Consider the following 23156-nt stretch of genomic DNA (forward strand, 5'->3'; position numbering starts at 1 on the left):
CTACCCGGAACCGGGCGGTCGTGATCGTCCCGCCGCCCGGGAAAGGGTGTGCGCGGGCCGCGGAGGAAACCCCTCCGACCTTCGGGACGGTGCACCTCCCCCTCTCCGGAGGACGGGCGTTCCCCGCGTGAGGAGGCGGCGGAGGCGTTCCGCCTCCCCGTGTCCGAGGGGTCCCACCGGTGTCCGGGTGAGCCGGGAACGCCGTCCGAGGGCCGTTCACGGTGGGTGCCGACCGGGGCACGCGCGCCCTAGTGCACCACGGCGGCCCGGTACGGCTCGGCCCTGAGCAGGGTGACCCCGATGACCGTGCCCCGGGGCGCGGTGAACGTGCGCCGCTCGCCCTGGCGGGCGCCCACCAGCGCCGCGCCCAGCGGGGACTCCGGGGAGTACACCGTCATCCGGTCCGCCACGGACGCGTCCCGGACGCCGAGGAGGAACACCTCGTCCTCCTCCTCGCCGTCGTAGCGGATGGTGAGCACCTTGCCGGGCGCGGCGATCCCGTCGTCGGGCGCGGCCTCGTCCACGACGGCCTCGCTGAGCAGGCGCTCGATGGTGTGCACGCGCGCCTGCCGCACGGCGGGGTCGTGAATGTAGCGGGGCGCGGGGAGTACGTCCCCCGCGCCCCCGTCCGCCCCGGTGCCGGGGTCGTCGTCGGGGAGCGCGCGCAGCGTCCGGAGCTCCTCCCGGAGCCGCTCGTAGGCCTCCCGGGTCATCCAACGGTCGGTGGTCCTGGCCATGAACGTTCCTTGTCTTCAGGGCCCGCGCCGCGGACCGGGTCCGCGGACGGGGCGAGCACAGCGGTGACCGACACGGGTGGTCGCCGCCTATCACGAGTGTGTCCACGGGGCCGGTACCGGGCGTTATCCTCGGGCGACAATCAGATGAGGCTTCTTTGTGGCCGCGGAACAACTCCGCCGCCGGGGAAAGGAGAGGGCGTGATCCACCTCGACCGTCTCGTCAACGTCCTGGGCGGCTACGGCGCCCGGCTGGTCGGCCCCGAGCCGCTGCGCCGCAAGGAGCTGCGCAGCGTCGCCATGCACGACCCCACCGACGACGTGCCGCAGCTGGGCGACGCCTTCCTCGCCGTCGGCGTGGACTCGGCCGCCGAGGCCGTGCGCCTCGCCGAGCAGGCCCGCGCGACCGTCGTCATCATCCGGTCCGCGACCGGGCCCGGCGACGACGTGCGCGCACGCCTGGGCGAGGGCGGCCCCGCCCTCCTGGTCGTCGAACCCGCCGTGTCGTGGAGCCAGGTCTCCGGTGTCGTCTACGGGCTGGTCCTGGAGGGGCGCGAGACCGAGGCCGGGCGCGGCCCCAGCGACCTGTTCACCCTCGCCGACACCGTCGCCGCCGAGGTCGGCGGACCCGTCACCATCGAGGACCGGGCCTCGCGCGTGGTGGCCTACTCGGCCTCCCAGGGCGGCACCGACCGGGTGCGGCGCGACACCCTCGTCGACCGGCGGGTCCCCGAGCCGGTCCGCGAACGCCTCGACGCCGACGGGGTGCTCACCCGGCTGGCGGCCGCGACCGGACCCCGGTTCGTGCCGGGGATACCCGAACTCGGGATGGGCGGACGCACCGCCGCGCCGATCCGGGTGGGCCGCGAACTCCTGGGGACGCTGTGGGTGGTGTGCGGGGCCCCGCTGGACGCGGAGCGGTCCCGGGTGCTGAGCGAGGGGGCGCACACGGTCGGGCTGCACATGCTGCGCGCCAGGGTCAGCAGCGACCTGGAACGGCAGGTGGAGTCGGAGTCGGTGATCGACCTGCTGGAGGGCTCCGCCGACCCGGCGCAGACGGCCGGGCGGATCGGCCTGCTCGGGTCGGGGCTGCGGGTGATCGCCTTCCAGGCGCGTGCCCGCACCGAGCCCGAGGCCGCGATCCTGCACCTGTTCGAGCAGGTCACCACCGGTTTCGGCTGGTCCCGTCCGGGGCGCAGCACCCTGCTCGGAACCACCGTGTACACCGTGCTGCCGTGCGGGGACGACCCCGCCCCGGCGGTGGAGTGGGTGCGTTCGACGCTGCGCGGCCTGCCCGACCGGCTGGGAGTGGTGGCCGGGGTGGGCGGCACCGCCGACGCCGCGGACCTGCCCGCCAGCAGGCAGGAGGCGGACGAGTGCCTGACACTGCACGGGCAGGCGCCGGAGGGCGCCGACGCGGTGGTCTACGACGACGCCTGGCACTCCGTGCTGCTGCGCCGCCTGCGCCTGGTGGCCGAGGCCGGGCGCATGCCCGTCCGCAACCCGGTGGCCGACCTGGTCCGGTACGACGCCGAGCACGGCACCGACCACGCGCGCACGCTCCGCGCCTGGCTGTACGTGCACGGCGACCTGGGGCGGGCGGCGGAACTGCTGGGCCTGCACCCCAACACGGTGCGGTACCGGCTGCGCAGGATGGGCGGGGTCGCGGACCTGCCGCTGCACGACCCGCGGGCGCGGGTGGCGATGACGGTCGCGCTCGCCGCGCTCGTGGCGGACCCGCCCGGCGGGGAGGAGCCGTACCCGCTCTGAGCGGGCGCCCGCGTGTGTTCCGGCGCACTCTCCCGAGTTCGGCAATGCCCGGGTACGCGGGGCCGCGGATCGCTACCGTTTGCGCATGAGCACACTGATCAAGGACCTGACAGCGTTGTTGGGGACCGCGGCGGCGACCACCCGGTGGGACGGGCGCGTGGAGGAGGAGCTGGCCCCGCCCCTGGTGGCGGCGGGACTGGCCCGAAGGACCCCGGCCGGGACCTACCTGACCCCCGCCGGGCGCGACGCCCTCCCCGACGGCGCCACCGCGCGCGAGCTGCGCCCGCGCTTCGACTGGGGCAGCGACCCCTATCCGGCCGTCCCCCCGGCCGCGCCGACCGTGGAGGACGTGCGGGCCTACCCCGCCTACTGGCTGTGCGGCCCCGGCAGGGAGCGCGTCCGCGAGGAGCGCTGAGGCGGGATCCGCGGGGGAGGGGGCCGAGAACACGGAGAGGCCGCCCTGACGGGGCGGCCTCCCGGGAACCGGCCCCTCAGTCCGCGCCGCCCCGTCCCCGGCCGGACGCCTCCGGGGGTTCCGGGCGCCCGTCGGTCCGGGTGCCGGCCTCGGAGGCGCGGAGCTCCTCGTTGATCCGCTGCGCCTCCTCCAGCTGGTCCTCCAGGATGATGATCCTGCACGCGGCTTCGACCGGGGTGCCCTCGTCCACGAGTTCGCGGGCGCGGGAGGCGATCCTGAGCTGGTAACGGGAGTAGCGGCGGTGCCCGCCCGCCGAGCGCAGGGGCTCGATCAGCCGGGCATCACCCAGAGCGCGCAGGAAGGCCGGTGTGGCACCGATCATCTCCGCCGCGCGGCCCATGGTGTAGGCGGGGTAGTCGTCATCGTCGAACCGGTCTTCGGCTTCGGGACGGGACAAGCGTTTCTCTTTCTCTCCTCATCGCACGCCGAGGGCCCCAGCGCCTTGTGGCGCTGGGGCCCGAGAGTTCAATACCACCTACCGGCTACTGCCGGTCTTCCGCTTCCCGAGGTGAAACTGGGACGGGAGCGCGGGGATCGCGGTTGTGTGACCGTGGACCACCTTCTTCCGAACCGGGGCCTGCGGTACCCGAGTGGAACATCTCCACACCCGGGCGATCCTCGATGGCATCTACTCCTCTCGATCTCACTGCGTGCACTTCACTCCTGCTGCGGTGTCCCCCGTGCGGGCGGGACGCCGGTCCTGCGGTACTGCGTACTGCTCCACCTCTGTACTGCGGTGTCGCTGTCCTACCGGCTCCCGGCGTCTTGGAGCACGTGCACGCCGGTCGAGCCGTCCTGCTCTGTTGCCGCGCGGTCCTTCCCGTGCTGGCGAAGGGCCGGTCCTGCGTCACTGCGGTCCTACCGGCTCCCGACACCGTTCAACACCTCTGTGCCGGTCGAGCCCTACCGCGTTTCCCTTGTCGCTGCGGTGTCCCCCGTGCGGGCGGGACGCCGGTCCTGCTCTCCACCGGCGTATCCGGTGGTCCACCTTGTGGATCTCTGTGGCTACGACAGGAAAAGTATCAGTGCTCAGGACGAATGTCTACTCCGGCCACTACAGATTTCGGTGGGTGTCGCGAGCAGGTTTTCTGAGGGCGCCGCCTCAGCCCGCCTCGGCGTACGACGGGGCCTCCAGGGATGCCCGCAGCTGTTCGGCCAGCGGCTCGTCGAGGCTGTGCGGCAGGCCCCCGTGGCGGGGGTCCCGGCACGCCCGCCGGAAGGCGTCGGGGTCGCCGGTCAGGTCCGCGGTGGCGCTTCTGAGGTCCTCCAGCGCCTGGCGGAGGCGCCCGGGCGTGCTCCCCCACGCGGCCTCGTAGGCCCGGAGGGCGCGGAAGAAACGGACGCACGCCAGATGGGTGCTCTCCCGGTGGTCGTGGCGCTGGATGCGCTCGGCCACCGCGCGGGTCCTGCGGAGTGTGGAAGGCATCGGATCACTGCTTCCTGAGGAGAGGGACACGGACACTGCTCAGGGGCGGCGGCCCGGCCGGAGCCGGGCCGCCGGGGGTTCAGGCCTGGATGCCGCGGGGCTGGCCCTCGCCCTGGCTGACGCTGATCTTGCGCGGCTTGGCCTGTTCGGCGACCGGGATGCGCAGGGTCAGGACGCCATCGGTGTAGTCGGCCTGGATGGCGTCGGTCTCCAGCGTCTCGCCGAGGAACAGCTGCCGGGAGAAGGTGCCGGTGGGACGTTCGGCGACCACCACCGACTCGCGGTCGCGCACGGTGTCGGGGCGCTCAGCGGTCACCGTGAGCACGTTGCGCTCGACCTCCAGGTCGATGGAGTCGGCGCGCACGCCCGGCAGGTCGAAGCAGACGACGAAGACGTCACCGTCGCGGTAGGCGTCGATCGGCATCGCGGCCGGTCGGGACGCCTCGCCCAGAATCCGCTGTGTCAGGCGGTCGATGTCCCGGAAGGGGTCGGTACGCATCAGCATCATGGAAACCTCCCTTGGCTCTACTAGAAAACCTGATGCGAGGTGACGCAAGTTTTATACCTCATGCTGATGAGGTAAACAACAGTGTCCGACAAAGGTTTTCTCAAGCCAGGGGTAAGCGCACGGGGCCCACGGGCGGTCCCGTCGGGGAGGACGTGCTGATGACGGAACCGCGGCCGGGCCCTGACCGGGGCCTGTACACCATCTCCGTGGCCGCGGAGATGGCGGGTGTCGCGCCGAGAAGCCTGCGCGCCTACGAGGAGCGGGGCCTGGTCGCCCCGGCGCGCACCGAGGGCGGCACGCGGTTGTACAGCGACGACGACATCACCCGCTCGCGGCGGGTGGCCGAGCTGGCGGCCCAGGGGGTGAACCTCGCGGGGATCGGACGGATCCTGGAACTGGAGGAGGAGAACACCAGGCTGCGCGACGGTCCTTCCGGGAACGGGTGAGGCAGGCGGGGCGGGGGTGTGGGCCGGGGGACCGTCCGCAGCCGCGAACGCGGCGAGGGCCCCGGGGGGCTCAACCGCCCCCCGGGGCCCTCGCAGGGTCTTCCGTCCGCCGCCTACAGGGGCGCGTCGTCCGCGCCGTTCCTGCGCTTGGCCTCCAGACGCTCGTCCAGCTCGTCACGGGTGATGAGCTCCTTGTCGATGCGTCCGGTCCGGTAGCCCACGCGGGCGGCGATGTGGCCCGCCACCGGGACGGTCACGATCTGGAACAGCGCCACCAGCAACAGCGTTCCGGCGCTGAAGACGTTGGTCTCCACGGGGATCAGCCGGATGCCGATCCCCACCAGCACCAGCAGCAGCCCCAGGATCTGCGGCTTGGCGGTGGTGTGCATGCGCGAGAGCAGGTCGGGGAAGCGGAGCAGGCCCACGCTCGCGACGAGCGAGAGCATGGCCCCGGCCAGGATGCACAGGACCGCCACCCAGTCCAGGACGGTGATGAGCTGGTCGCTCACGAGGTCTCCCCCTTCTCCTGCTCCCGCCGTTCCGATTCGGGAACCGCGTCGGTGGGCGTCGCGGAGGTCGGGTGGGCCCCGGTCGGCGTGGCGATGTGCTCCTGGTCCTCGTGCGCCCGCCGTGCGACGAACTTGGCGATGCTGACCGAGCCGACGAAGCCGAGCAGGGACAGGACCAGCAGCGTCGGCAGCACCGTGGGGTCGCGCGTGAAGGCCGCGTAGGCGCCCACGCCGACCAGCGCCGAGGCGAGCAGCACGTCCACGGAGATGGCCCGGTCCAGGATGCCCGGGCCGATGAGCATCCGGGTCACGCTCAGCAGGGCGGCCAGGCCGAGCATGACGCCGATGACGATCCACAGGACGGTCACGGTCTCCCCCTTCCCTCACCCAGTACGGACTCCCCGGTCCGCAGCGCGGCGACGTCCTCACGGGTGCCCAGGGCCATCACGATCCGCTCCTCCAGGTGCAGGACGTCCTCGCGCCCCTGCTCGATCGAGCTGTCGTCGTCCGCCCCCAGCACGTGCACGTACAGGGCCCGGTCGGGCTGGCCGACCTCGACGACCACCGAGCCCGGGATGATCGAGCTGGCGATCGCCACGCACACCTGCATCAGGTCGGAGTCGGTGCGCAGCCGCACCTCGACCACCGAGCTGTGCACCCGTCCGGGCGTGAAGGTCTGCACCGTCACCCGGAAACTGGCGGAGACCATCCGGGCGAGGATGTACACCAGGAGCCGGAGCAGGTACAGCGGCCGGAACCGGAACCCCGGGGTGATCGGCGGCAGCGGGAACAGCAGCATGATCATCACCGACACCAGGAAGCCCAGGACCAGCAGGCCCAGCGACTCCCGGCGCAGCTGGAAGGCGTCGAAGAGCAGCATCCACACCAGGGTCATGCCGAGCGCCACCGGGAGCTGCACCTTGCCCAGGCGCCTGCGCAGCGCGGTCAGGCCGATCCTCTTCTTCTCCTGCAGGCCGTTCACCGGTCGCCTCCCAGAACCGCCTCGATGTAGGGGCCGCGCGCCTGGAGCTCGACCGCCGCGTCCGAGGAGTACTCGATCAGCGGTCCGGCCAGCACGGTCAGGGCGATGCTGAACGCCACCAGCGCCACCGTGGCGCCGACCATACTCCTGGGCAGGACGACGGACGTGACCACGGGGGTGGCCGCGGTCGAGGTGTCGCCCAGGCGGGAGGACGGGCCGACCGCCTCGCCGGGGCCCAGGGCCGCGGTGGAGGGGTCGTCGGTCTCGGTGTCCTCCAGGACGGTGCCGGGCTCGGCCACCATGCCCTCGGAGGGCGTCCGCCAGAACGCGTAGTTCCACACCCGGGAGATGACGTACAGGGTCAGCAGGCTCGTCAGCACCGACGCGCCCACCAGGGTGTAGGCCAGCGGCGTGCCCGCCTCCACCCCGGCCTGGATCAGGCCGAGCTTGCCGAGGAAGCCCGACAGCGGCGGGATGCCGCCCAGGTTCATCGCCGGGACGAAGAACAGGACGGCGAGTATCGGCGCGATCCGCACCAGCCCGCCCAGGTGGTCCAGCGAGGTGGAGCCGCCCCGGCGTTCGATCAGACCCGTGATGAGGAACAGCGTGGTCTGCACCGTGATGTGGTGCGCGACGTAGAACACCGCGCCCGCCATGCCCTGTTCGCTGCCCAGGGCCACGCCGAACACCATGTACCCGATGTGGCTGATCAGCGTGAACGACAGCAGACGTTTGATGTCGGTCTGCGCGACCGCGCCCAGGATGCCCATGATCATCGTCGCCAGGGCCACGACCATCAGCAGGTCGTTGAGCTGGTCGCCCGGGAACAGCAGGGTCTGGGTGCGGATGATCGCGTACACGCCCACCTTGGTGAGCAGGCCCGCGAACACCGCCGTGACCGGCGCGGGCGCGGTCGGATAGGAGTCGGGCAGCCACGCGGCCAGCGGGAAGACCGCCGCCTTGATGCCGAAGGCGAACAGCAGCACGACCTGGAGGACCGCCCTCAGGTCCGAGGACAGCTCGGGCAGCCGCTCGCCGAGCTGGGCCATGTTCACCGTGCCGGTCGCGCCGAAGACCAGCGCGATGGCGATGAGGAACAGCACCGACGACACCAGGGACACCACGACGTAGATGGCGCCCGCCCGCATCCGGGACTGCGTGCCGCCCAGGGTCAGCAGCACGTAGCTGGCGGTCAGCAGGATCTCGAACCCGACGTACAGGTTGAACAGGTCCCCGGCCAGGAAGGCGTTGGAGACGCCCGCCACCAGGATCAGGTAGGTCGGCTGGTACACCGACAGCGGCGCCACCTCGGCCTTGCCCGCCATGCCCTGGCCGATGGAGTACACCAGCACGGCCAGCGTGATCGCCGCCGACACCGTGACCATCAGCGAGGAGAGCCGGTCGGCGACCAGGGTGATGCCGATCGGCGCCTCCCAGCCGCCCACCTGCACGACCTGCGGGCCGTAGGCGTGGGAGCCGAGCATCAGCACGAGGCCGATGACCAGCACCAGGGCCAGCGAGATGACGCTGAGCGCCTGCTGGAGCCGGGGCCAGCGGATGCCGAGCGCCAGCTTCACCCCGGCCGCGAACAGCGGGAGCACCACCGGCAGCGGGATGAAGTAGTGCAGCAGACCGACGAAGTAGTCCGTCCCCATGGTCACTCGCTCCCTTGCAGGTCGCTGTCCTCGGCGCGGGCCAAGCGCTCGCGTTCGGCCCGCATGGTCTGGCGCGCCTGCCTGCGCTGCGAGCGGATGCGGCGGCGCAGCTCGCGCCACAGCTCGCGCTCGGCGGCGCGGTCCGCCCGCCTGTGCTCGCGCAGGCGCCTGCGCCCCTGGCGGATGCGCCCGCGCAGCTCCTGGACCTGGGCGGTCATCGACTCCGCGCGGTCGCTCAGGCGGCGCATGGTCTCGCGGGACTGCTCGTCCGGATCGTTCTCCTCCGCCTCCAGCTCGTAGCGGGCCAGTTCGGCCTGCGCCCGCGCGATCTCGGCCTTGATGCGGGCCTGCTCGGCCAGCTCGCGGGCGTCGGCGGTGGCGATGGTCGCCTGGAGTTCGGCCCGCTGGCGGCGGATGTCGGCCTGGAGCCTGCGGCGCTCCTTGAGGAAGCGCTGGCGCACCGCGCGGCGGCCCTCGCCCTGGACGATGCGCAGGTCCTCCGCGTCGTCCTGGACCTCGTCGTTGCCCTCCAGCTGCCAGTTCCGGTAGGCCATGGCCAGCAGGAAGGCGGTGATGCCGAGGGTGATGACGATCGCCGTCAGGATCATCGCCTGCGGCAGCGGGTCGGTCATCTCCTCCGGTTCGGTGAACCACAGGACCGGCGGCCCGCCGGGCTCGCCCGCCATGGACAGGATCATCAGGTTGACCCCGTTGCTCATGACGATGAAGCCGAGCAGCACGCGGGTGAGGCTGCGCTCCAGCAGGAGCACGACGCCCACCGCGACCAGGACGCCGACGATGGCGACGAGGAGCAGGCTGGGGGACTCGTTCACGAGATGACCTCCTCGGGGCGTTCGGGTCCCCCGGTCCTGGCCTGGGCCTCCGAGTGCGCGGCGTCCCGCTCGATCTGCTCGTCGATGCGGGCGCCGAGGCTGCGCAGGATGTCCAGGATGAGCCCGATCACCAGCAGGTACACGCCGATGTCGAAGAGCAGGGACACCGTGACGTGGGCCTCGCCCAGGATCCAGAAGTCGATGTAGGCGTCGCCCCCCGCCAGGACGTCGGTGCCGAAGACGGCCCCGCCCAGCGCGGTGCCGGTGGCCACGGCCAGGCCCGCGCCGATCAGCGCGCCCGGCTGCACCCACGCGGTGGCGTACAGCTCGAACCGGCCTCCGGCCAGGTAGCGGACGATGAACGCCAGGCCCGCGACGATGCCGCCCGCGAAGCCCCCGCCGATGGCGGTGTGGCCGGTGAGCAGCAGGTACACCGAGATCACCATGATCACGGGGAACAGGAAGCGCGAGACGACCTCGAAGATGACCGACCGGCGCTCGGTGGGCAGGGCGTCGGCGCCCGGCAGCCAGGTGCGCGCCCACCGGGGCTCGACGTGCATCCTGCGGGGGGCGAACCGCAGGCCGCCGAGGTCGAGTCCGCGCTGGCCGTCGGCGGGCGGCGGCGGTTCGGTGACCGACAGGGCCATCACCCCGCCCGGCGTCTTGCGCGGCTGGGCGCGGCGGCGCACGAACATCAGGCTGGCCACGCCGGCGGCCGCGGCGGCGAGCACCGAGATCTCGCCCATGGTGTCCCAGGCCCGGACGTCGACCAGCAGGACCGAGATGATGTTGTAGCCGCCCGCCTCCTCGGCCGCGGCCGGGTAGCCCGCCGAGATGGAGGGCTCCTGGCGGCCCGCGAGGGCGAACCAGGTCATCGCGGCCACCAGGACTCCGGTGGCCGCGCCCAGGGCCAGGTTCCACACCCGGCGCCCGCGCAGCGCGGGCGCCGAGAAGCGGGCCGGGAAGCGGCGCAGCACCAGCACGAAGACCACCAGGCTGACGGTCTCCACGAGGAACTGGGTGAGCGCGATGTCGGGGGCGCCCATCAGGTAGAACAGGGCGGCGACGCCGTAGCCGCCGGTGCCCACGAGGATCACCGCGAACAGGCGGCGGCGCACGAACAGCGTCAGCAGGGCGGACGCGCCGATGATCAGGACCGGGATGATCTGGACCGGGCTGTCCCACAGGCGCACCGCGGGGTGGTCCCCCTCCCAGATCCGGCCGCTGACCATCCACCACCCGGCGGCGACGACCAGCGTGACCAGGATGGTGCCGAGGTAGACCGGCAGCGAACCGCGCTGGGTGCCGCCGGTGACCTGGAGGGCCAGGTTCTCCAGCGCGGCCAGCATCCGGCGGTAGACCCGGTCGGCGTCGGGCAGCGCGGTCCGCGTTCCCGCCCACACGATCTCGTGGCGGAACCGGAACAGCGCCAGGCCGCCCGCGACGCACACCGCCGACAGCAGCAGGGGCAGTCCCAGGCCGTGCCACAGGGCCAGGTGCTTGGCGTAGTCGCCCTCGGCGACGGGGACGGTGTCGGCGTACACGGCCAGGAAGGGGTCCACGAGGGTGGAGAGCAGGCCGCCGAGCAGGCCGAGCCCGGCCAGGACCGCGGCGGGCGCCTGGAGGAGCGGGCCGGGGGCGTGCAGCGGGGTGGCCGGGACGTTCTCCTTGTCCCAGAAGGCGCCCCACAGGAAGCGCAGGCTGTAGGCGACGGTGAAGGTGGAGCCGATCACGATGCCCGCCAGGACGGCGATGTCGGCGCCTCCGCCGTGCTCGAAGGCGCCGAAGGCCAGCTCCTTGGCGGCGAACCCGAGGGTGGGCGGCAGACCCGCCATGGAGGCCAGAGCCACGACCGAGGTCCAGAAGGTCACGGGCATGGAGGAGCGCAGGCCGGACAGCTCGCGCAGGTCGCGGGTCCCGGTGCTGTGGTCGATGACGCCGACCACGAGGAACAGCGGCGCCTTGAACAGCGAGTGCGCGATGAGCATCGAGATCCCGGCCAGGGCGCCGGCCTGGGTTCCGGCGCCCAGCAGGGTGATGAGGAAGCCCAGCTGGCTGATGGTGCCGTAGGCCAGGACCAGCTTGAGGTCGTACTGGCGCAGCGCCTTCCAGCCCGCGAGGACCATGGTGAGCGTGCCGAAGAACAGGGCCGTGTACTTCCACACGGCGACGTCGTGGAAGGCGGGGGTGAGCCGGGCCACCAGGTAGACGCCCGCCTTGACCATCGCCGCGGCGTGCAGGTAGCCGGAGACCGGCGTGGGGGCGCGCATGGCGGCGGGGAGCCACAGGCTGAACGGCAGCAGGGCCGACTTGGACATCGCGCCGACCATGATGAGCACGAGCGCGACGTTGACCAGGGCGCCGGCCGGCGGCGAGGCGACGATCTCGGAGATCACGTAGGTCCCGGCGGTCTCGCCGAGCATGATCATGCCCACGAGCATCGCCAGTCCGCCGAAGGTGGTGACGGTCAGGGCCGTCATCGCCGCCCGGCGGCTCTCCTTCAGCTCCGTGCTGTGCCCGATGAGCAGGTAGGAGAAGACCGTGGTCAGCTCCCAGTAGACGAAGAGCTGGATGAGGTCGTCGGCCAGCACCAGGCCCAGCATGGCCCCGGCGAAGGCGACGAACACCCCGGCGAAGCGGGCCAGACCGGGTTCGGAGTCGTCGAAGTAGCGGGCGCAGTAGATCAGGATCAGCGCGCCCACGCCCGCGGCGATGAGCGTCATCACCAGGCCCAGGGCGTCCATGTACAGGCCGAGCCGGAGGGAGAACTCCGGTGCCCAGGGGATGGAGACGGCGAGGGTCTCGCCGCGCATGATCGCGGGGATCTGGAAGAGGGCCCAGAGGGTGGACACACCCGGGACGACGGCGAGCGCGAGGAAGGCGTTACGGCCCCACTGGCGCACCAGTAACGGCGCGATCGCAGCTGCGATGAAATGCGCGATCAGCACTGTTGTCAATGCGCCCCTCCCGGACCTGTCCGGGCCCGCCCTGGTGTCGGACGGACGTCCATTGCCCCGTGCCGCGTCCACAACCGGTCAGTGGACGACCGGTCAGTGGATGAGAGGTGTCGCTACGGTTTGTGGGGGCAAGGATGTATGTGAACTTGCGTGCCTTAGCTATTTAATAGCTACACTACACAAACGTCAAACCACCGCGCGGGTCGTGGACCCGCGGTGCCCGCCCAGCATGCGAGGACCGTTTCGTGCCCGACGAGACCCACGAACCCCGTGCCGAGCAGCACGGTTCCGAGCTTGAGGAGTTCCAGCGCGCCTGGACCGAACTCATCAACGCGGCGCTCCACGCCCGCTCGCGCAGCGGTCACGGCCACCGGGGTGCCGAAGATCTCACTCTCACGCAGGCGCTCCTGATGGAGGCGGTCCGCGGTATGGACAGCCCCAGTGTCGGCGCCGTCGCGCACATCGTCGGCGTCTCGTCCCCCTCCGCCACCCGCATGATCCAACAGCTGGAGCGCAAGGGCATGATGGCGCGCCGCCGCTCCGAGCGCGACGAGCGCAGCACCGTGGTGACCATCACCGAGGAGGGCGAGCGGGTGCTCGCGATCCGCCGCAGGGACATGGAGCGCAAGCAGCGCCAGGTGTTCGACGCCATAAGGCCGTCACTGCGCCCGATGGTGCTCACCCTGCTGCGCGACCTGCGCGAGGCCCTCGACGAGACCTGAGCCCCGGGTCCGGCCAGCCCTCCGGGGCGGGTGCGGAGCCCGTGTCCACAGGGCCTCTGCCATGGGCAGATCTGCCCCGGGCCGAAACGCTGGAAGTCTCCCTCCCCGCCGCCGCAGGCTGGAACCACCGGCCCGCGAGGGGCCGGTGAAGGGAGAACGCCATGCCGACCCATACCGCCGCCTCGGAGGAGGCCTCCGGCGGTGCCTTCGACGACCAGCTGGCCGCGCGCCTGCTGCGCAGCCGCATCGTGCTGCTGGGCACGCAGGTCGACGAGACCAGCGCCAACCGGGTGTGCGCACAGATCCTGCTGCTCGCCGACGAGGACCCGCGCAAGGACATCACGCTCGCCGTCAACAGCCCCGGCGGCTCGGTGTCGGCCGGGCTGGCCATCTACGACGTGATGAACTTCGTGCCCAACGACGTGTCCACCCTGGTCATGGGGTTCGCGGCCAGCATGGGCCAGTTCCTGGCCTGCGTCGGCGCTCCGGGCAAGCGCTACAGCCTGCCGCACGCGCGGATCATGATGCACCAGCCCTCCGGCGGCCTCGGCGGGACGGCCGCCGACATCGCCATCCAGGCCGAGAACCTCGCGCACACCAAACAGACCATGGTGCGGCTGATCGCCAGGCACACCGGCCAGACCGAGGAGACCATCTCCCGGGACCAGCACCGCGACGCCTGGTTCACCGCGCAGGAGGCCAGGGAGTACGGGTTCGTCGACCACGTGGTCGCGTCGGTGTCGGAGATGAACGGCGGCGGTATCCGCCTGGGCACCGGGGCGCCCGGGTTCGCCACGTACGTGAAGGGGGAGAACCGGTGAGCGGTCGCTACACGGTGCCGATGGTGGTGGAGCGCACGCCCCACGGCGAGAGGTCCTTCGACGTGTTCAGCCGGCTGCTGTCGGAGCGGATCGTCTTCCTGGGCACGCCGATCGACGACGACGTCGCCAACGTGGTGATGGCGCAGATGCTCCACCTCGACTACGAGTCGAGCGAGACCGACATCCAGCTCTACATCAACTCTCCGGGCGGCTCGAACACCGCGCTGACCGCCATCTACGACACCATGCGGTTCGTGCGCGCGGACGTGGCCACGGTGTGCATGGGCCAGGCGGCCTCCGCCGCGGCGGTGCTGCTGGCGGCGGGCACGGCGGGCAAGCGCACGGCCCTGGAGCACGCGCGGGTGCTGCTGCACCAGCCCTCCGGGGAGGGCCAGGGCGTGGCCGCCGACCTGGAGATCCAGGCCGAGGAGATCCTGCGGGTCCGCTCGCAGGTGGAGGAGATCCTGGCCCGGCACACCGGGCAGACGCAGGAGCGGCTGCGCGCCGACACCGACCGGGACAAGATCTTCACCGCCCAGCAGGCCAAGGACTACGGGCTGGTGGACGGGATCATCACCACCCGCCAGGCGCACCCGGCGGCCGGGAGGGCCGCCGGGTAGGCGGTGTTCCTCGGGGCCTGCGCTTCGCTTCGGCCCGTGTTCGGGCGCCCGAGGAGCGGGAACCTTCGGTACCTCCCGTGCGATGGCTCGTTCCTCGCGATCGCACGTCCGGTACCTCCAGAACCCCGCGGGCGCCCGAACGGTACCTCCTTGGGGCCTGCGCTTCGCCGCGGCCCGCCGCCCTCAGGCGGCCAGCGACAGGACCCGGGCCTGGTGGGCGGGCGCGGCGGCGGGCCGGTAGTCGCCCAGACCGGTGCCGGTCCGGGTCAGCCCGGCCGTCACGGTCCGCTCGTACAGCTCGCCCAGCACGTCGGACAGGCTCAGCCCCAGGGAGCGGTAGACGGCGGCGAGCACCTCGGAGGAGGCCTCCTTGCGCCCGCGCTCGATCTCGGACAGGTAGGGCAGCGAGACCTGGGCGTCCTCGGCCACGTCGCGCAGCGTGCGGCCCTGTCCGGTCCGGGTGCGCCGCAGCAGGTCGCCGATGAGGTCGCGCATGAGGGGATCCTGCGGCTCCTCGGCGCGCCTGCCCGCGCGGGCCTCGTCCAGCGAACCCAGGACGTCGGTCATCAGGCCTCCACGGTTGTCGTGCGCGACGTTCTCACCCGACGAGCCTACGCCGACGCCGTCTTGCGGGGGAGTCCGTCCACAGGCGTTCTGCGAAGGGCAGAACCGACCGGGCGGCGCGTGCGTCGCATCCGCTGTCGGCACCCCGTCCCCGCGCAGCGGGGCCACCGGTGCGGTCGGGAAGAACCGGTGCCCCCGCGGAGAGCCGGTGCCCCTGAGGAGGGAAAGGCCAGCCATGGACGCGACCGCCAGGACCGCCGGAACCGGGGGCCCGCCCCGGGAGGAGTTCTCGACCGGACGCAGGCGCGTGCTGCGGACGCGCAGCCTCATCGCGCTCGGCGCCTACGCGCTGGCCTGGGCCCTGGTGTTCGTGGTGCTGTCGACCGCGCACTCCATGGGTGCGCTCGCGACCTCCCGGGACGGCATGGCCTCCGTGCTGCTCGCGAGCCTCCTGCTCGCACCGGTGCTGCTGTGGCTCGTGGTCAAGCCGCTGCACGTGCTCGGCCGCGCGCTGACCCGCTGGCTCGGCGGTCACCGGGTGCTCTGGACGACACTGCTGGTCGTGGCGGCCCTCGCCCTGGCGGTCGCCGTCCTGACCGCGCTCACGGCCGACCCCGCGCTCGGCGTGATCGCCGTGGGAGCCCTCGTCACGCCGCTGACCGAGGGCGTGGGCCTCCTCGCCGTCGCGGCCCTGGTGGCACTGCCGATGACCGTCCTCTACGCCGCCCTGCGCGTGGACCGGCCGATGCCCGGGTCCATCACGCGCGGCCTCGTCCTCCTGGCCCTCCAGGCGGTCGGGAACTGGTAGGCGGTCGGCCGCCGCCGACCAGGCCATGGCCGGGCACGGAACGTGCAAAGCCTTGGTTCCGGGCGCGTGTCCCGCGTGTTTTCGCCGTCACCGAGCGGGCAGGGGGTGAGGGCGTCAACATCCGGGAGGAACAGATGGAGATCACCGGAATCATCAGTGCGATCGTCGTCGGCCTGATCGTCGGCGCACTGGGACGCCTCATCGTCCCCGGCAAACAGCACCTGCCGATCTGGCTCACCCTGATCCTGGGCATCGTGGCCGCCTTCATCGGCGGCTGGATCGCCGCGGGGCTCTTCGGCGCGGGATGGATCATCACGCTGATCATCCAGGTGCTGGTGGCCGCAGCGATCGTCTACCTGGCCGACGGCTTCTACTCCAGGGGAGCCAAGGGCCGCACCGCCTAGTGGTCTGGCCGGAACCGTCGCTGGTGTGCCACGAGGGTTCTGAACTGCGATGATCTTGTACTTATAGCGAGGCTGGACGGTCGATACGAGCTATAAGTACAAGATCACGGCGGAGGGGGCGGCCCCGGCGAAGACACCGGGGGTTCCCGCGCCTCGGCCGCCCGAACACGGACCAGTGCGAAGCGGGGGTCCCCGAGGACGCTGCCGCCGCACCGGAGGCCGGCCTCCGAGGCCGGCCTCCGGTGCGGCGCCGTCCCAGGCCGCCGGACCGCTATCCGGCGGCCTCGTCCACGCCCACGGCCCGGCCCAGGCGCACCGAGGACTCGGCGGCCTCCAGCACGGCCACCACGTCCCGGCCGAAGCGCACGTCGCAGGGGTCGCCCACCGTCCCCTCCACCTGCGCCAGCAGCCGGTCGACCGCCGCGCCGAACGCCTCCACCGGGCTCCGGTCACCGCCGGGCACCGGCACCCAGCCCCGCTCGCCGTGCAGCACGACCTCGAAGGTCTTCGCCTCGGGGGCGGCGTCCACGGTCACCGCGAACGAGCCGACCGCGCCGCTCTCGTGCCGGGTGAGCATGTGGACGGTGTCCCGCGGTCCCGCCAGCGCCGTCACCTGCGTGACCGGGCCGAGGACCGGCAGCACCAGCGACAGCACGTGCGGGCCCACGTCCCACAGGCCGCCCTTCTGCCGGCGCCAGCGCGAGCCGCCGTAGGGGTTGCCGGGCTCGAAGATCGAGGCGAACAGCGTCGCCCGAACACCGTTCCAGCCGCCCTCCGCAGCGGCCGAGTCCACGAACTCCACCACGTTGTCGGAGAAGCGGCTGGTGAAGAAGACCACCGACGCCAACCCGCGCGCCTCGGTCTCGGCGACCACCGCGTCGGCGGCCAGGGTCGACAGCGCCAGCGGCTTGTCCAGCAGCAGGTGCTTTCCGGCCTGCGCGGCGCGCAGGGCCAGGTCGCCCTGGACGTGGGGCGGCAGCGCGATCGCCACGGCGTCCACGTCGGTCAGCAGTGCCTCGAAGTCCTCGTAGGCCCGGGTGCCGTAGCGCTCGGCGAGCGTCGCCGCCTTGGCCGCGTCGCGTCCCCACACTCCCGCCAGGGTGGCGCCGGGATGGGCGTCCAGCGCCGCGGCGTGCGTCTCCGCGGCCCAGTAACCCGTGCCCAGCAGACCGAACCTGAGTCCCATGCGTACTCCCTCGTCCCTTGTGTCCACCGTCTCACCATTGTCCATGGAAGCGCTCCCACAACCTCGGGCGGGGCCGCCCGCGTGCGGTTTCCCGGCCGTTCCCGCCCGGCGCCTCAGGGGTGCAGGCGGCGCGCTCCCTCGGACGGCAGGGCCCCGAACACGGCCGGTTCCTCGAAGCCCCGTTCCCGGTAGGCCTCCAGGACCGCCTTGCCGCAGTCCTCCACGCGCCCGCTCTCCACCAGGGCGACCACGCACCCGCCGAAGCCGCCGCCGGTGATCCTGGCCCCCAGCGCGCCAGCGGCCAGGAGGGAGTCCACCGCGGTGTCCACCTCGGGGACGCTCACCTCGTAGTCGTCGCGCAGCGAGGCGTGGGAGGCGGTGAGCAGCGGCCCCACCTCCCGCGTGCGCCCGGACCGGAGCAGGTCCACGGACCGCAGCACCCGCTCGTTCTCGGTCACCACGTGGCGCACCCGGCGGCGGGACACGTCGTCGGGCAGCGCGGCCAGGGCGCTCGGCAGGTCGGTGACGTCGCGCAGGGCCGCCACCCCCAGGACGCGCGCGGCCTCCTCGCACGAGCGGCGGCGCTCGGCGTAGGCGCCGTCCACGTGCCGGTGCGGGGCGCGGGTGTCGACCACCAGCACGGTCAGCCCCTGCGCGGAGGGGTCGAAGGGCACCTGCTCGGTCTCCAGGGTGCGCGTGTCCATGAACAGGGCGTGCCCCTCGGTGGAGAGCATGGACGCGGACTGGTCCAGGATCCCGCAGGGCATGCCCACGAAGTCGTTCTCCACCCGCTGGGCCAGCCGGGCCACCTCGCCCGGTGCGAGGTCGGCGCCGTACAGGGAGGCCGCGGCCATGACGGTCGCGCACGACAGCGCGGCCGACGAGGACAGGCCCGCGCCGCTCGGGATCGTGCTGTCCACCAGCAGGTCCAGCCCGTCCACCTCGTGGCCCTCGTCGCGCAGGACCCACAGCGCCCCGGCGGGGTAGGCGGCCCACCCCCGCACCGCGCCGGGGACCGGGTCGCCCAGCGGGGCCGCGTACTCCTCCGGCGACTGCCGGGAGAGCAGCCGCACCCGCCCGTCCGTCCGACGGGCGGCGGAGGCCGTCAGCGCGTGGGGCAGGGCGAAGGGGAGCACGAACCCGTCGTTGTAGTCGGTGTGCTCGCCGATGAGGTTGATCCGCCCCGGCGCGGTCCACACGCCCTCGGGCCCGTACCCGAACGCCGAGTGGAACGCGGTCGTCACGTCGTCCACGAGGTCCTGCCTTCCTGCTGTGCGATGGGGGTCAGGCCGTGCCGCGCCGCGCCAGGACGAACTCCCAGGCGTCGGCGACGGTCTCGTCCAGCGTGCGCACCGGCGTCCACCCCAGTTCCTCGCGGGCCCGGTCGTTGGCCGCGACCAGGACGGCCGGGTCGCCCGCGCGGCGCGGGCCGTCCACCACGGGCACCGGGCGGCCGGTCACCCGTCGGACCGCCTCGATCACCTCGCGCACGCTGTGCCCGCCGCCGGTGCCCAGGTTGTGGACGCGGAAGACGCCCGGGCGCACGCTCTCCAGGGCGCGCAGGTGCGCGTCGGCCAGGTCGGCGACGTGCAGGTAGTCGCGCACCGCCGTCCCGTCCCGGGTCGGGTAGTCGGTGCCGAACACGCTGGCGTGCCCGTTCCCCTCGGCGGCCACCCGCAGCAGGTTCGGCACCAGGTGCGTCTCGGTCTCGTGCCGCTCGCCGAAGCCCAGGTGCGCCCCGGCCACGTTGAAGTAGCGCAGGCTCACCGCGCCGGTCCCGTGCGCCACCGCCCACGACTCCAGCATGTGGTCGACGGCGAGCTTGCTCGCGCCGTAGGGGCTGGTGGGCGCCGCCGGGTCGGTCTCGCGGATCGGCGCGTCGCCGGCGGGGTCGCCGTAGGTGGCGGCGCTGGAGGAGAACACCACACGCTCCACGCCGTGGTGCCGCACGGCCTCCAGCAGCGCCAGCGTCCCCGACACGTTGGTATGCCAGTACCCGCCCGGATCCGCCACCGACTCGCCCACCAGGGACCTGGCGGCGAAGTGCAGCACGGCGTCCACGGACGGGTCCAGCACGTCGGCGGCCTCGCGCACGTCGGCGACCACCAGCCGGGCCCCCTCGGGGACGGCGTCCGCGTGCCCGGTGGACAGGTCGTCCAGGACGGTCACCTCGTGGCCCGCCCGCAGCAGCAGGGCGGTCACCACGCTCCCGATGTACCCGGCGCCTCCGGTGACGAGCAGTCTCACGGTGCGACCTCCCGCAGCCGCTCGGCGACGGTCTCGGGCGCGACGTCGCTGATGAACGCGCCCATGCCGGACTCGGTCCCGGCCAGGTACTTGAGCTTGCCCGGCGCGCGCCGCACCGAGAACAGCTCCAGGTGCAGGTGGGCCAGGTCGCGCCGGTCGCGCACGGGCGCCTGGTGCCAGGCGGAGATGTAGGGCAGGGGCGCGTCGTAGAGCGCGTCGAAGCGGCGCAGCACGTCCAGGTAGAGGCGGCCGAAGTCCTCGCGCTCCTCCTCCGACAGCGCGGGCAGGTCGGGCACCGGCCGGTGCGGGTACAGGTGCACCTCCACGGGCCAGCGGGCCGCGGCCGGGACGAAGGCCGTCCAGTGCTCGGTCCTGGCCACCACGCGGACCCCGGCCTCCTGTTCGGCGCGCAGCACGTCGGCGAACAACGAGCCGCCGGTGCGCTCGCGGTACTCCTCGGCGGAGTCGAGCATCCGCCGGGTGCGCGGGGTGACGAAGGGGAACGCGTAGATCTGCCCGTGCGGGTGGTGCAGGGTCACCCCGATCTCGGGCCCCCGGTTCTCGAAGCAGTACACCTGCTCCACGCCCGGCAGCGCCGACAGCGCCTCGGTCCGGTCGATCCAGGCGGCCATGACCGTGCGCGCCCGCTCGGGGCCCAGGTCGGCGAAGGACGCGTCGTGGTCGGAGCCGAAGACGAGGACCTCGCAGCGGCCCGCGGCCACGCGCCGGGACGGCTCCAGCTCCCCGACCCCCTCCAGCGCGCGGCCGTCGTCGCGCACCAGCGAGGGGAAGCGGTTCTCGAAGGCGACCACGTCGTAGGAGGCGGCCGGGACCTCGGTCAGGCGCCCCCCGCCGGAGGGGCACAGCGGGCAGTCGTGGCTGGAGGGCAGGTGGGTGCGGCCCTGCCGGTGGGAGGCCACCACCACCCACTCGCGCAGCAGGGGGTCGAAGCGCATCTCCGCGCCCGTCGCGGACGGGGGCAGCTCGCGCAGGTCGGGTGCTGGGTCGCGGGCGGTGTCGCCCTCGTCGAAGTAGACGATCTCGCGGCCGTCGGCCAGCCGGGCCGAGGTCCTCCTCATCCGTCCTCCTTCTTCCTCGGTCGCACGTCGGCGACCACCAGGCGGCCCACGTGCTCGGTCAGGGCCGCCCGGACGGCCGGGTCGGTTCCGGAGTCGGTGACCAGCACGTCGCAGCGGTCCAGCGGCGCGATGGTGCTGATCCCGACCGTGCCCCACTTGCTGTGGTCGGCGGCGACCACGAGGGAGGCGGCGGCCTCCACCAGGGCGCGGTTGGTCTCGGACTCCATGAGGTTGGGCGTGGTGAACCCGGCGCGCTCCTGCATGCCGTGCACGCCCAGAACGAGGACGTCCAGGTTGAGGCCGCGCACGGAGGCGAGCGCGAGCGGACCCACGAGCGCGTCGGAGGGCGTGCGGAAGCCGCCGGTGAGCGCCACGGTCTGGTCGGGCCGCGCGGCCCGGTGGAACACCTCGGCCACGCGCAGCGAGTTGGTGACGACCGTCAGCCCCGGTGTGTCGGCGAGGTACTCGGCGACGGTGGCGGTCGTGGTGCCCGCGGACAGGCCGACGGCGCTGTGCGGCTCGACCAGGTCGGCCACGGCCCGGGCGATGGCGTGCTTCTCGTCCTCCTGGCGGGTGGACTTGGCCTCGAAGCCGGGCTCCTCGGTGCGCGCGCCGTCCGGGGCGACGGCCCCGCCGTGCACCTTGCGCAGCTCCCCCCGGCCCTCCAGGGCGTCGAGGTCGCGGCGCACGGTCATGTCCGACACCGAGAGGCTCTCGACGAGGTCGGACACCCGCACCGCTCCGACGCGCCGCACCTGTTCGAGGATCAGCTCCTGCCGTTGCGCAGCCAGCATCCGCCCCCCAGGGATGATCGAAAATGTGGAAATCTGTTGGTTCTAGTGTCCCAGGTTCCCCTCTCGTGTCAATGGTACCCACCCTCTCGCCGGAAAACTGTTGGAAAACGTTGGTACCTGTTGACAGGACCGGGGATGAGTGTCGAACATATTAAAACGTTCGTGTGACCGCCTTCACACCTGTGTGGCAACCCCCCGTCCGAAGGAGGCCCCCATGTACCACGGACCACCGGGAGCACCAGGCCCGCCGGGACCACCGGGCCTGAGGCGCCGCACCCTGCTGCGCGGCCTGGCCGGGGCCGGAACACTGCTGGCCCTGCCCGCCCTGGCGGGGTGCGGCGCGGGCCGACGCGGGGACCCGAACCTGGTCACCCTGGCCTCCAACCGGGCCAACCCGGCCCAGCAGGAGGCCGTCGCCGAGAGCGTCGGGCTCTTCGAGGCGGACTCCGGGCTGACCGTGGAGGTCAACACCTTCCAGTCCACCGCCTTCCAGGAGAGCATCAACAACTACCTCCAGGGCACCCCGGACGACGTCATCGGCTGGTTCGCGGGCTACCGGATGCGCTTCTTCGCCGAACGCGGCCTGATCAGCGACGTCTCCGGGGTCTGGGACCGCCACTTCGGGGACGCGTTCACCGACCAGGTGCGCAGGCTGTGCACGGCCGACGACGGCAGGCAGTACATGGTCCCCGACTCCACCGCGCCCTGGGCGGTCTTCCACCGCAGGAGCGTGTTCGAGGAGCACGGCTACGAGGTCCCCGCCACCCGCGCGGAGTTCGAGGAGCTGTGCGGGCGCATGCGCGCGGACGGGCTCGAACCGCTCGCCTCCGGCATCCGCGAGGGCTGGCCCGCGATGGGCATGTTCGACCACCTCAACCTGCGGCTGAACGGCCCCGACTTCCACCTGGAGCTGCTCAACGGCGACCACTCCTGGGACTCCGCCGAGGTCAGGAGCGTCTTCGGCGCCTGGGCCGAGCTGCTCCCACACCACCAGCCCGACCCCCTGGGCCGGGGCATCAACGAGGCGCAGACCGCCCTGGTCCGGCGCGAGGCCGGGATGATGCTCTGCGGCATGTTCATCACCCACTCCTTCCCCGAGGAGGACCTGGACGACCTGGACTGCTTCCCCTTCCCCGAGTTCGACCCCGCGATCGGCGCCGACGCCGTCGAGGCGCCCATCGACGGGTTCATGCTCTCCGGGGACCCGCGCAACCCCGACGGGGCCCGCGAGCTCGCGGGGCACATGGGCACCCTCCGGGCCCAGGAGATCTACACCGCGATCGACCCGCAGGCGCTCCCCACCCACCTGGACGCCGGCACCAGCGGGTTCAGCTCCCTCGACGCCAAGGTCAACGACATGGTCGCCAACGCGGGAGCGCTCACCCAGTACATGGACCGGGACACCCGTCCCGACTTCGCGTCCGTCGTCATGATCCCCGCGCTCCAGCGCTTCCTCCGACAGCCGGACGACATCGCCGACCTGACCGCCAGCATCCAGCGCCAGAAGGTCTCCATCTTCGGCGGCTGAACCAGAAGGGAGAGCAGGTGTGGTGTCGAACGCCCCCTCACCGCCTCGAAACCCGACCCAGGGGTCCGCACAGGCCCCGCCCGGCCGC

25 protein-coding genes are annotated in these 23156 nt (G+C 72.5%); 9 read left to right on the forward strand and 16 right to left on the reverse strand.

The annotated features are described in order from the left end of the window. Positions 1-248: 248 nt before the first annotated feature. Positions 249-737 (reverse strand): GreA/GreB family elongation factor, encoded by a 489-nt coding sequence (locus HGB44_RS15190; RefSeq protein ID WP_017563257.1) that lies wholly within the window; start codon positions 735-737, stop codon positions 249-251. 198 nt (positions 738-935) lie between these two features. On the opposite strand from HGB44_RS15190, the gene HGB44_RS15195 reads away from it, so the two are divergent. After that, a complete protein-coding gene (locus HGB44_RS15195) occupies positions 936-2504 on the forward strand; it encodes a PucR family transcriptional regulator (protein WP_061079311.1) in 1569 nt (522 codons plus the stop codon). An 85-nt stretch (positions 2505-2589) separates the two neighbouring features. After that, the gene (locus HGB44_RS15200; RefSeq protein ID WP_061079312.1) at positions 2590-2919 is read left to right on the forward strand and encodes a hypothetical protein; all 330 of its coding nucleotides are present in this window, start codon (positions 2590-2592) and stop codon (positions 2917-2919) included. A 76-nt stretch (positions 2920-2995) separates the two neighbouring features. Here the strand turns inward: HGB44_RS15200 and HGB44_RS15205 are convergent, their stop codons facing one another. The 3 genes from HGB44_RS15205 to HGB44_RS15215 form a co-directional block, all read right to left on the reverse strand. Then, positions 2996-3376: a MerR family transcriptional regulator gene (locus HGB44_RS15205; RefSeq protein WP_061079313.1), complete on the reverse strand. Its 381-nt coding sequence runs from the start codon at positions 3374-3376 to the stop codon at positions 2996-2998. Between the two features lie 705 nt (positions 3377-4081). Beyond that, positions 4082-4405: a hypothetical protein gene (locus HGB44_RS15210; RefSeq protein ID WP_061079314.1), complete on the reverse strand. Its 324-nt coding sequence runs from the start codon at positions 4403-4405 to the stop codon at positions 4082-4084. 79 nt (positions 4406-4484) lie between these two features. Beyond that, positions 4485-4913 carry an Hsp20/alpha crystallin family protein gene (locus HGB44_RS15215; RefSeq protein ID WP_061079315.1) on the reverse strand — a complete coding sequence of 143 codons (429 nt, stop codon included), beginning with the start codon at positions 4911-4913 and terminating at the stop codon, positions 4485-4487. Between the two features lie 158 nt (positions 4914-5071). Here HGB44_RS15215 and HGB44_RS15220 point away from each other — a divergent pair, with 158 nt between their 5' ends. Continuing rightward, positions 5072-5359, forward strand: coding sequence for a MerR family transcriptional regulator (locus tag HGB44_RS15220; protein WP_061079316.1), 288 nt, complete (start codon positions 5072-5074; stop codon positions 5357-5359). A gap of 113 nt (positions 5360-5472) precedes the next feature. Here HGB44_RS15220 and mnhG read toward each other — a convergent pair whose 3' ends face one another. The 6 genes from mnhG to HGB44_RS15250 are packed head-to-tail and all read right to left on the reverse strand — an operon-like array spanning position 5473 to position 12286. Continuing rightward, positions 5473-5868, reverse strand: a complete 396-nt coding sequence (gene mnhG, locus HGB44_RS15225) for a monovalent cation/H(+) antiporter subunit G (RefSeq protein ID WP_061079317.1) — start codon at positions 5866-5868, stop codon at positions 5473-5475. Continuing rightward, positions 5865-6236, reverse strand: coding sequence for a monovalent cation/H+ antiporter complex subunit F (locus tag HGB44_RS15230; RefSeq protein ID WP_061079318.1), 372 nt, complete (start codon positions 6234-6236; stop codon positions 5865-5867). Before HGB44_RS15230 ends, mnhG begins: the two co-directional genes overlap by 4 nt. Then, positions 6233-6850: a Na+/H+ antiporter subunit E gene (locus HGB44_RS15235; RefSeq protein WP_061079319.1), complete on the reverse strand. Its 618-nt coding sequence runs from the start codon at positions 6848-6850 to the stop codon at positions 6233-6235. The genes HGB44_RS15230 and HGB44_RS15235 overlap by 4 nt, the downstream gene beginning before the upstream one ends. Then, the gene (locus HGB44_RS15240) at positions 6847-8505 is read right to left on the reverse strand and encodes a Na+/H+ antiporter subunit D (protein WP_210751709.1); all 1659 of its coding nucleotides are present in this window, start codon (positions 8503-8505) and stop codon (positions 6847-6849) included. Before HGB44_RS15240 ends, HGB44_RS15235 begins: the two co-directional genes overlap by 4 nt. Positions 8506-8507: 2 nt before the next feature. Further along, a complete protein-coding gene (locus HGB44_RS15245; RefSeq protein ID WP_061079321.1) occupies positions 8508-9338 on the reverse strand; it encodes a Na(+)/H(+) antiporter subunit C in 831 nt (276 codons plus the stop codon). Further along, positions 9335-12286 carry a Na+/H+ antiporter subunit A gene (locus tag HGB44_RS15250; protein ID WP_061079322.1) on the reverse strand — a complete coding sequence of 984 codons (2952 nt, stop codon included), beginning with the start codon at positions 12284-12286 and terminating at the stop codon, positions 9335-9337. Before HGB44_RS15250 ends, HGB44_RS15245 begins: the two co-directional genes overlap by 4 nt. Before the next feature lie 254 nt (positions 12287-12540). Between HGB44_RS15250 and HGB44_RS15255 the strand changes: the two genes are divergently transcribed. From HGB44_RS15255 to HGB44_RS15265, 3 genes are all read left to right on the forward strand, one after another. After that, complete coding sequence (locus HGB44_RS15255; protein WP_061079323.1) at positions 12541-13017, forward strand: MarR family winged helix-turn-helix transcriptional regulator; 477 nt, start codon at positions 12541-12543, stop codon at positions 13015-13017. A 161-nt stretch (positions 13018-13178) separates the two neighbouring features. Continuing rightward, positions 13179-13838 (forward strand): ClpP family protease, encoded by a 660-nt coding sequence (locus HGB44_RS15260; protein WP_061079324.1) that lies wholly within the window; start codon positions 13179-13181, stop codon positions 13836-13838. Next, positions 13835-14458: an ATP-dependent Clp protease proteolytic subunit gene (locus HGB44_RS15265; RefSeq protein ID WP_061079325.1), complete on the forward strand. Its 624-nt coding sequence runs from the start codon at positions 13835-13837 to the stop codon at positions 14456-14458. The genes HGB44_RS15260 and HGB44_RS15265 overlap by 4 nt, the downstream gene beginning before the upstream one ends. Before the next feature lie 183 nt (positions 14459-14641). On the opposite strand, the gene HGB44_RS15270 is transcribed toward HGB44_RS15265, so the two are convergent. Beyond that, on the reverse strand, positions 14642-15025 hold the full coding sequence (locus tag HGB44_RS15270; protein ID WP_061079326.1) for a helix-turn-helix domain-containing protein: 384 nt from the start codon (positions 15023-15025) through the stop codon (positions 14642-14644). Positions 15026-15257: 232 nt separating this feature from the next. On the opposite strand from HGB44_RS15270, the gene HGB44_RS15275 reads away from it, so the two are divergent. Continuing rightward, on the forward strand, positions 15258-15830 hold the full coding sequence (locus HGB44_RS15275; RefSeq protein ID WP_061079327.1) for a hypothetical protein: 573 nt from the start codon (positions 15258-15260) through the stop codon (positions 15828-15830). Between the two features lie 134 nt (positions 15831-15964). Beyond that, the gene (locus HGB44_RS15280) at positions 15965-16234 is read left to right on the forward strand and encodes a GlsB/YeaQ/YmgE family stress response membrane protein (RefSeq protein ID WP_061079328.1); all 270 of its coding nucleotides are present in this window, start codon (positions 15965-15967) and stop codon (positions 16232-16234) included. A gap of 271 nt (positions 16235-16505) precedes the next feature. Here HGB44_RS15280 and HGB44_RS15285 read toward each other — a convergent pair whose 3' ends face one another. From HGB44_RS15285 to HGB44_RS15305, 5 genes are all read right to left on the reverse strand, one after another. After that, positions 16506-17420 carry a Gfo/Idh/MocA family protein gene (locus HGB44_RS15285; protein WP_061079329.1) on the reverse strand — a complete coding sequence of 305 codons (915 nt, stop codon included), beginning with the start codon at positions 17418-17420 and terminating at the stop codon, positions 16506-16508. 113 nt (positions 17421-17533) lie between these two features. Continuing rightward, the gene (galK, locus tag HGB44_RS15290) at positions 17534-18673 is read right to left on the reverse strand and encodes a galactokinase (RefSeq protein ID WP_061079330.1); all 1140 of its coding nucleotides are present in this window, start codon (positions 18671-18673) and stop codon (positions 17534-17536) included. A 31-nt stretch (positions 18674-18704) separates the two neighbouring features. After that, positions 18705-19667 (reverse strand): UDP-glucose 4-epimerase GalE, encoded by a 963-nt coding sequence (gene galE, locus HGB44_RS15295; RefSeq protein WP_061079331.1) that lies wholly within the window; start codon positions 19665-19667, stop codon positions 18705-18707. Continuing rightward, a complete protein-coding gene (galT, locus tag HGB44_RS15300; RefSeq protein ID WP_061079332.1) occupies positions 19664-20746 on the reverse strand; it encodes a galactose-1-phosphate uridylyltransferase in 1083 nt (360 codons plus the stop codon). The genes galE and galT overlap by 4 nt, the downstream gene beginning before the upstream one ends. Then, entirely contained in the window at positions 20743-21540 is a 798-nt protein-coding gene (locus tag HGB44_RS15305) for a DeoR/GlpR family DNA-binding transcription regulator (RefSeq protein WP_017563230.1), read from the reverse strand. Before HGB44_RS15305 ends, galT begins: the two co-directional genes overlap by 4 nt. Positions 21541-21754: 214 nt before the next feature. Between HGB44_RS15305 and HGB44_RS15310 the strand changes: the two genes are divergently transcribed. After that, complete coding sequence (locus HGB44_RS15310; RefSeq protein WP_061079333.1) at positions 21755-23068, forward strand: ABC transporter substrate-binding protein; 1314 nt, start codon at positions 21755-21757, stop codon at positions 23066-23068. Positions 23069-23156: the final 88 nt, after the last annotated feature.

Origin of the sequence: Nocardiopsis alborubida (assembly GCF_012396365.1) — a bacterium.
Classification (GTDB): Bacteria; Actinomycetota; Actinomycetes; order Streptosporangiales; family Streptosporangiaceae; genus Nocardiopsis; species Nocardiopsis alborubida.

What these genes read in the sequence shown, in the direction of transcription:
- HGB44_RS15190 (WP_017563257.1), bottom strand. Translation starts at nt 737, where the DNA reads ATGGCCAGGACCACCGACCGTTGGATGACCCGGGAGGCCTACGAGCGG.
- HGB44_RS15200 (WP_061079312.1), top strand. Translation starts at nt 2,590, where the DNA reads ATGAGCACACTGATCAAGGACCTGACAGCGTTGTTGGGGACCGCGGCG.
- HGB44_RS15210 (WP_061079314.1), bottom strand. Translation starts at nt 4,405, where the DNA reads ATGCCTTCCACACTCCGCAGGACCCGCGCGGTGGCCGAGCGCATCCAG.
- HGB44_RS15215 (WP_061079315.1), bottom strand. Translation starts at nt 4,913, where the DNA reads ATGATGCTGATGCGTACCGACCCCTTCCGGGACATCGACCGCCTGACA.
- HGB44_RS15220 (WP_061079316.1), top strand. Translation starts at nt 5,072, where the DNA reads ATGACGGAACCGCGGCCGGGCCCTGACCGGGGCCTGTACACCATCTCC.
- HGB44_RS15240 (WP_210751709.1), bottom strand. Translation starts at nt 8,505, where the DNA reads ATGGGGACGGACTACTTCGTCGGTCTGCTGCACTACTTCATCCCGCTG.
- HGB44_RS15260 (WP_061079324.1), top strand. Translation starts at nt 13,179, where the DNA reads ATGCCGACCCATACCGCCGCCTCGGAGGAGGCCTCCGGCGGTGCCTTC.
- HGB44_RS15270 (WP_061079326.1), bottom strand. Translation starts at nt 15,025, where the DNA reads ATGACCGACGTCCTGGGTTCGCTGGACGAGGCCCGCGCGGGCAGGCGC.
- HGB44_RS15275 (WP_061079327.1), top strand. Translation starts at nt 15,258, where the DNA reads ATGGACGCGACCGCCAGGACCGCCGGAACCGGGGGCCCGCCCCGGGAG.
- HGB44_RS15280 (WP_061079328.1), top strand. Translation starts at nt 15,965, where the DNA reads ATGGAGATCACCGGAATCATCAGTGCGATCGTCGTCGGCCTGATCGTC.
- HGB44_RS15285 (WP_061079329.1), bottom strand. Translation starts at nt 17,420, where the DNA reads ATGGGACTCAGGTTCGGTCTGCTGGGCACGGGTTACTGGGCCGCGGAG.
- galT (WP_061079332.1), bottom strand. Translation starts at nt 20,746, where the DNA reads ATGAGGAGGACCTCGGCCCGGCTGGCCGACGGCCGCGAGATCGTCTAC.
- HGB44_RS15305 (WP_017563230.1), bottom strand. Translation starts at nt 21,540, where the DNA reads ATGCTGGCTGCGCAACGGCAGGAGCTGATCCTCGAACAGGTGCGGCGC.
- HGB44_RS15310 (WP_061079333.1), top strand. Translation starts at nt 21,755, where the DNA reads ATGTACCACGGACCACCGGGAGCACCAGGCCCGCCGGGACCACCGGGC.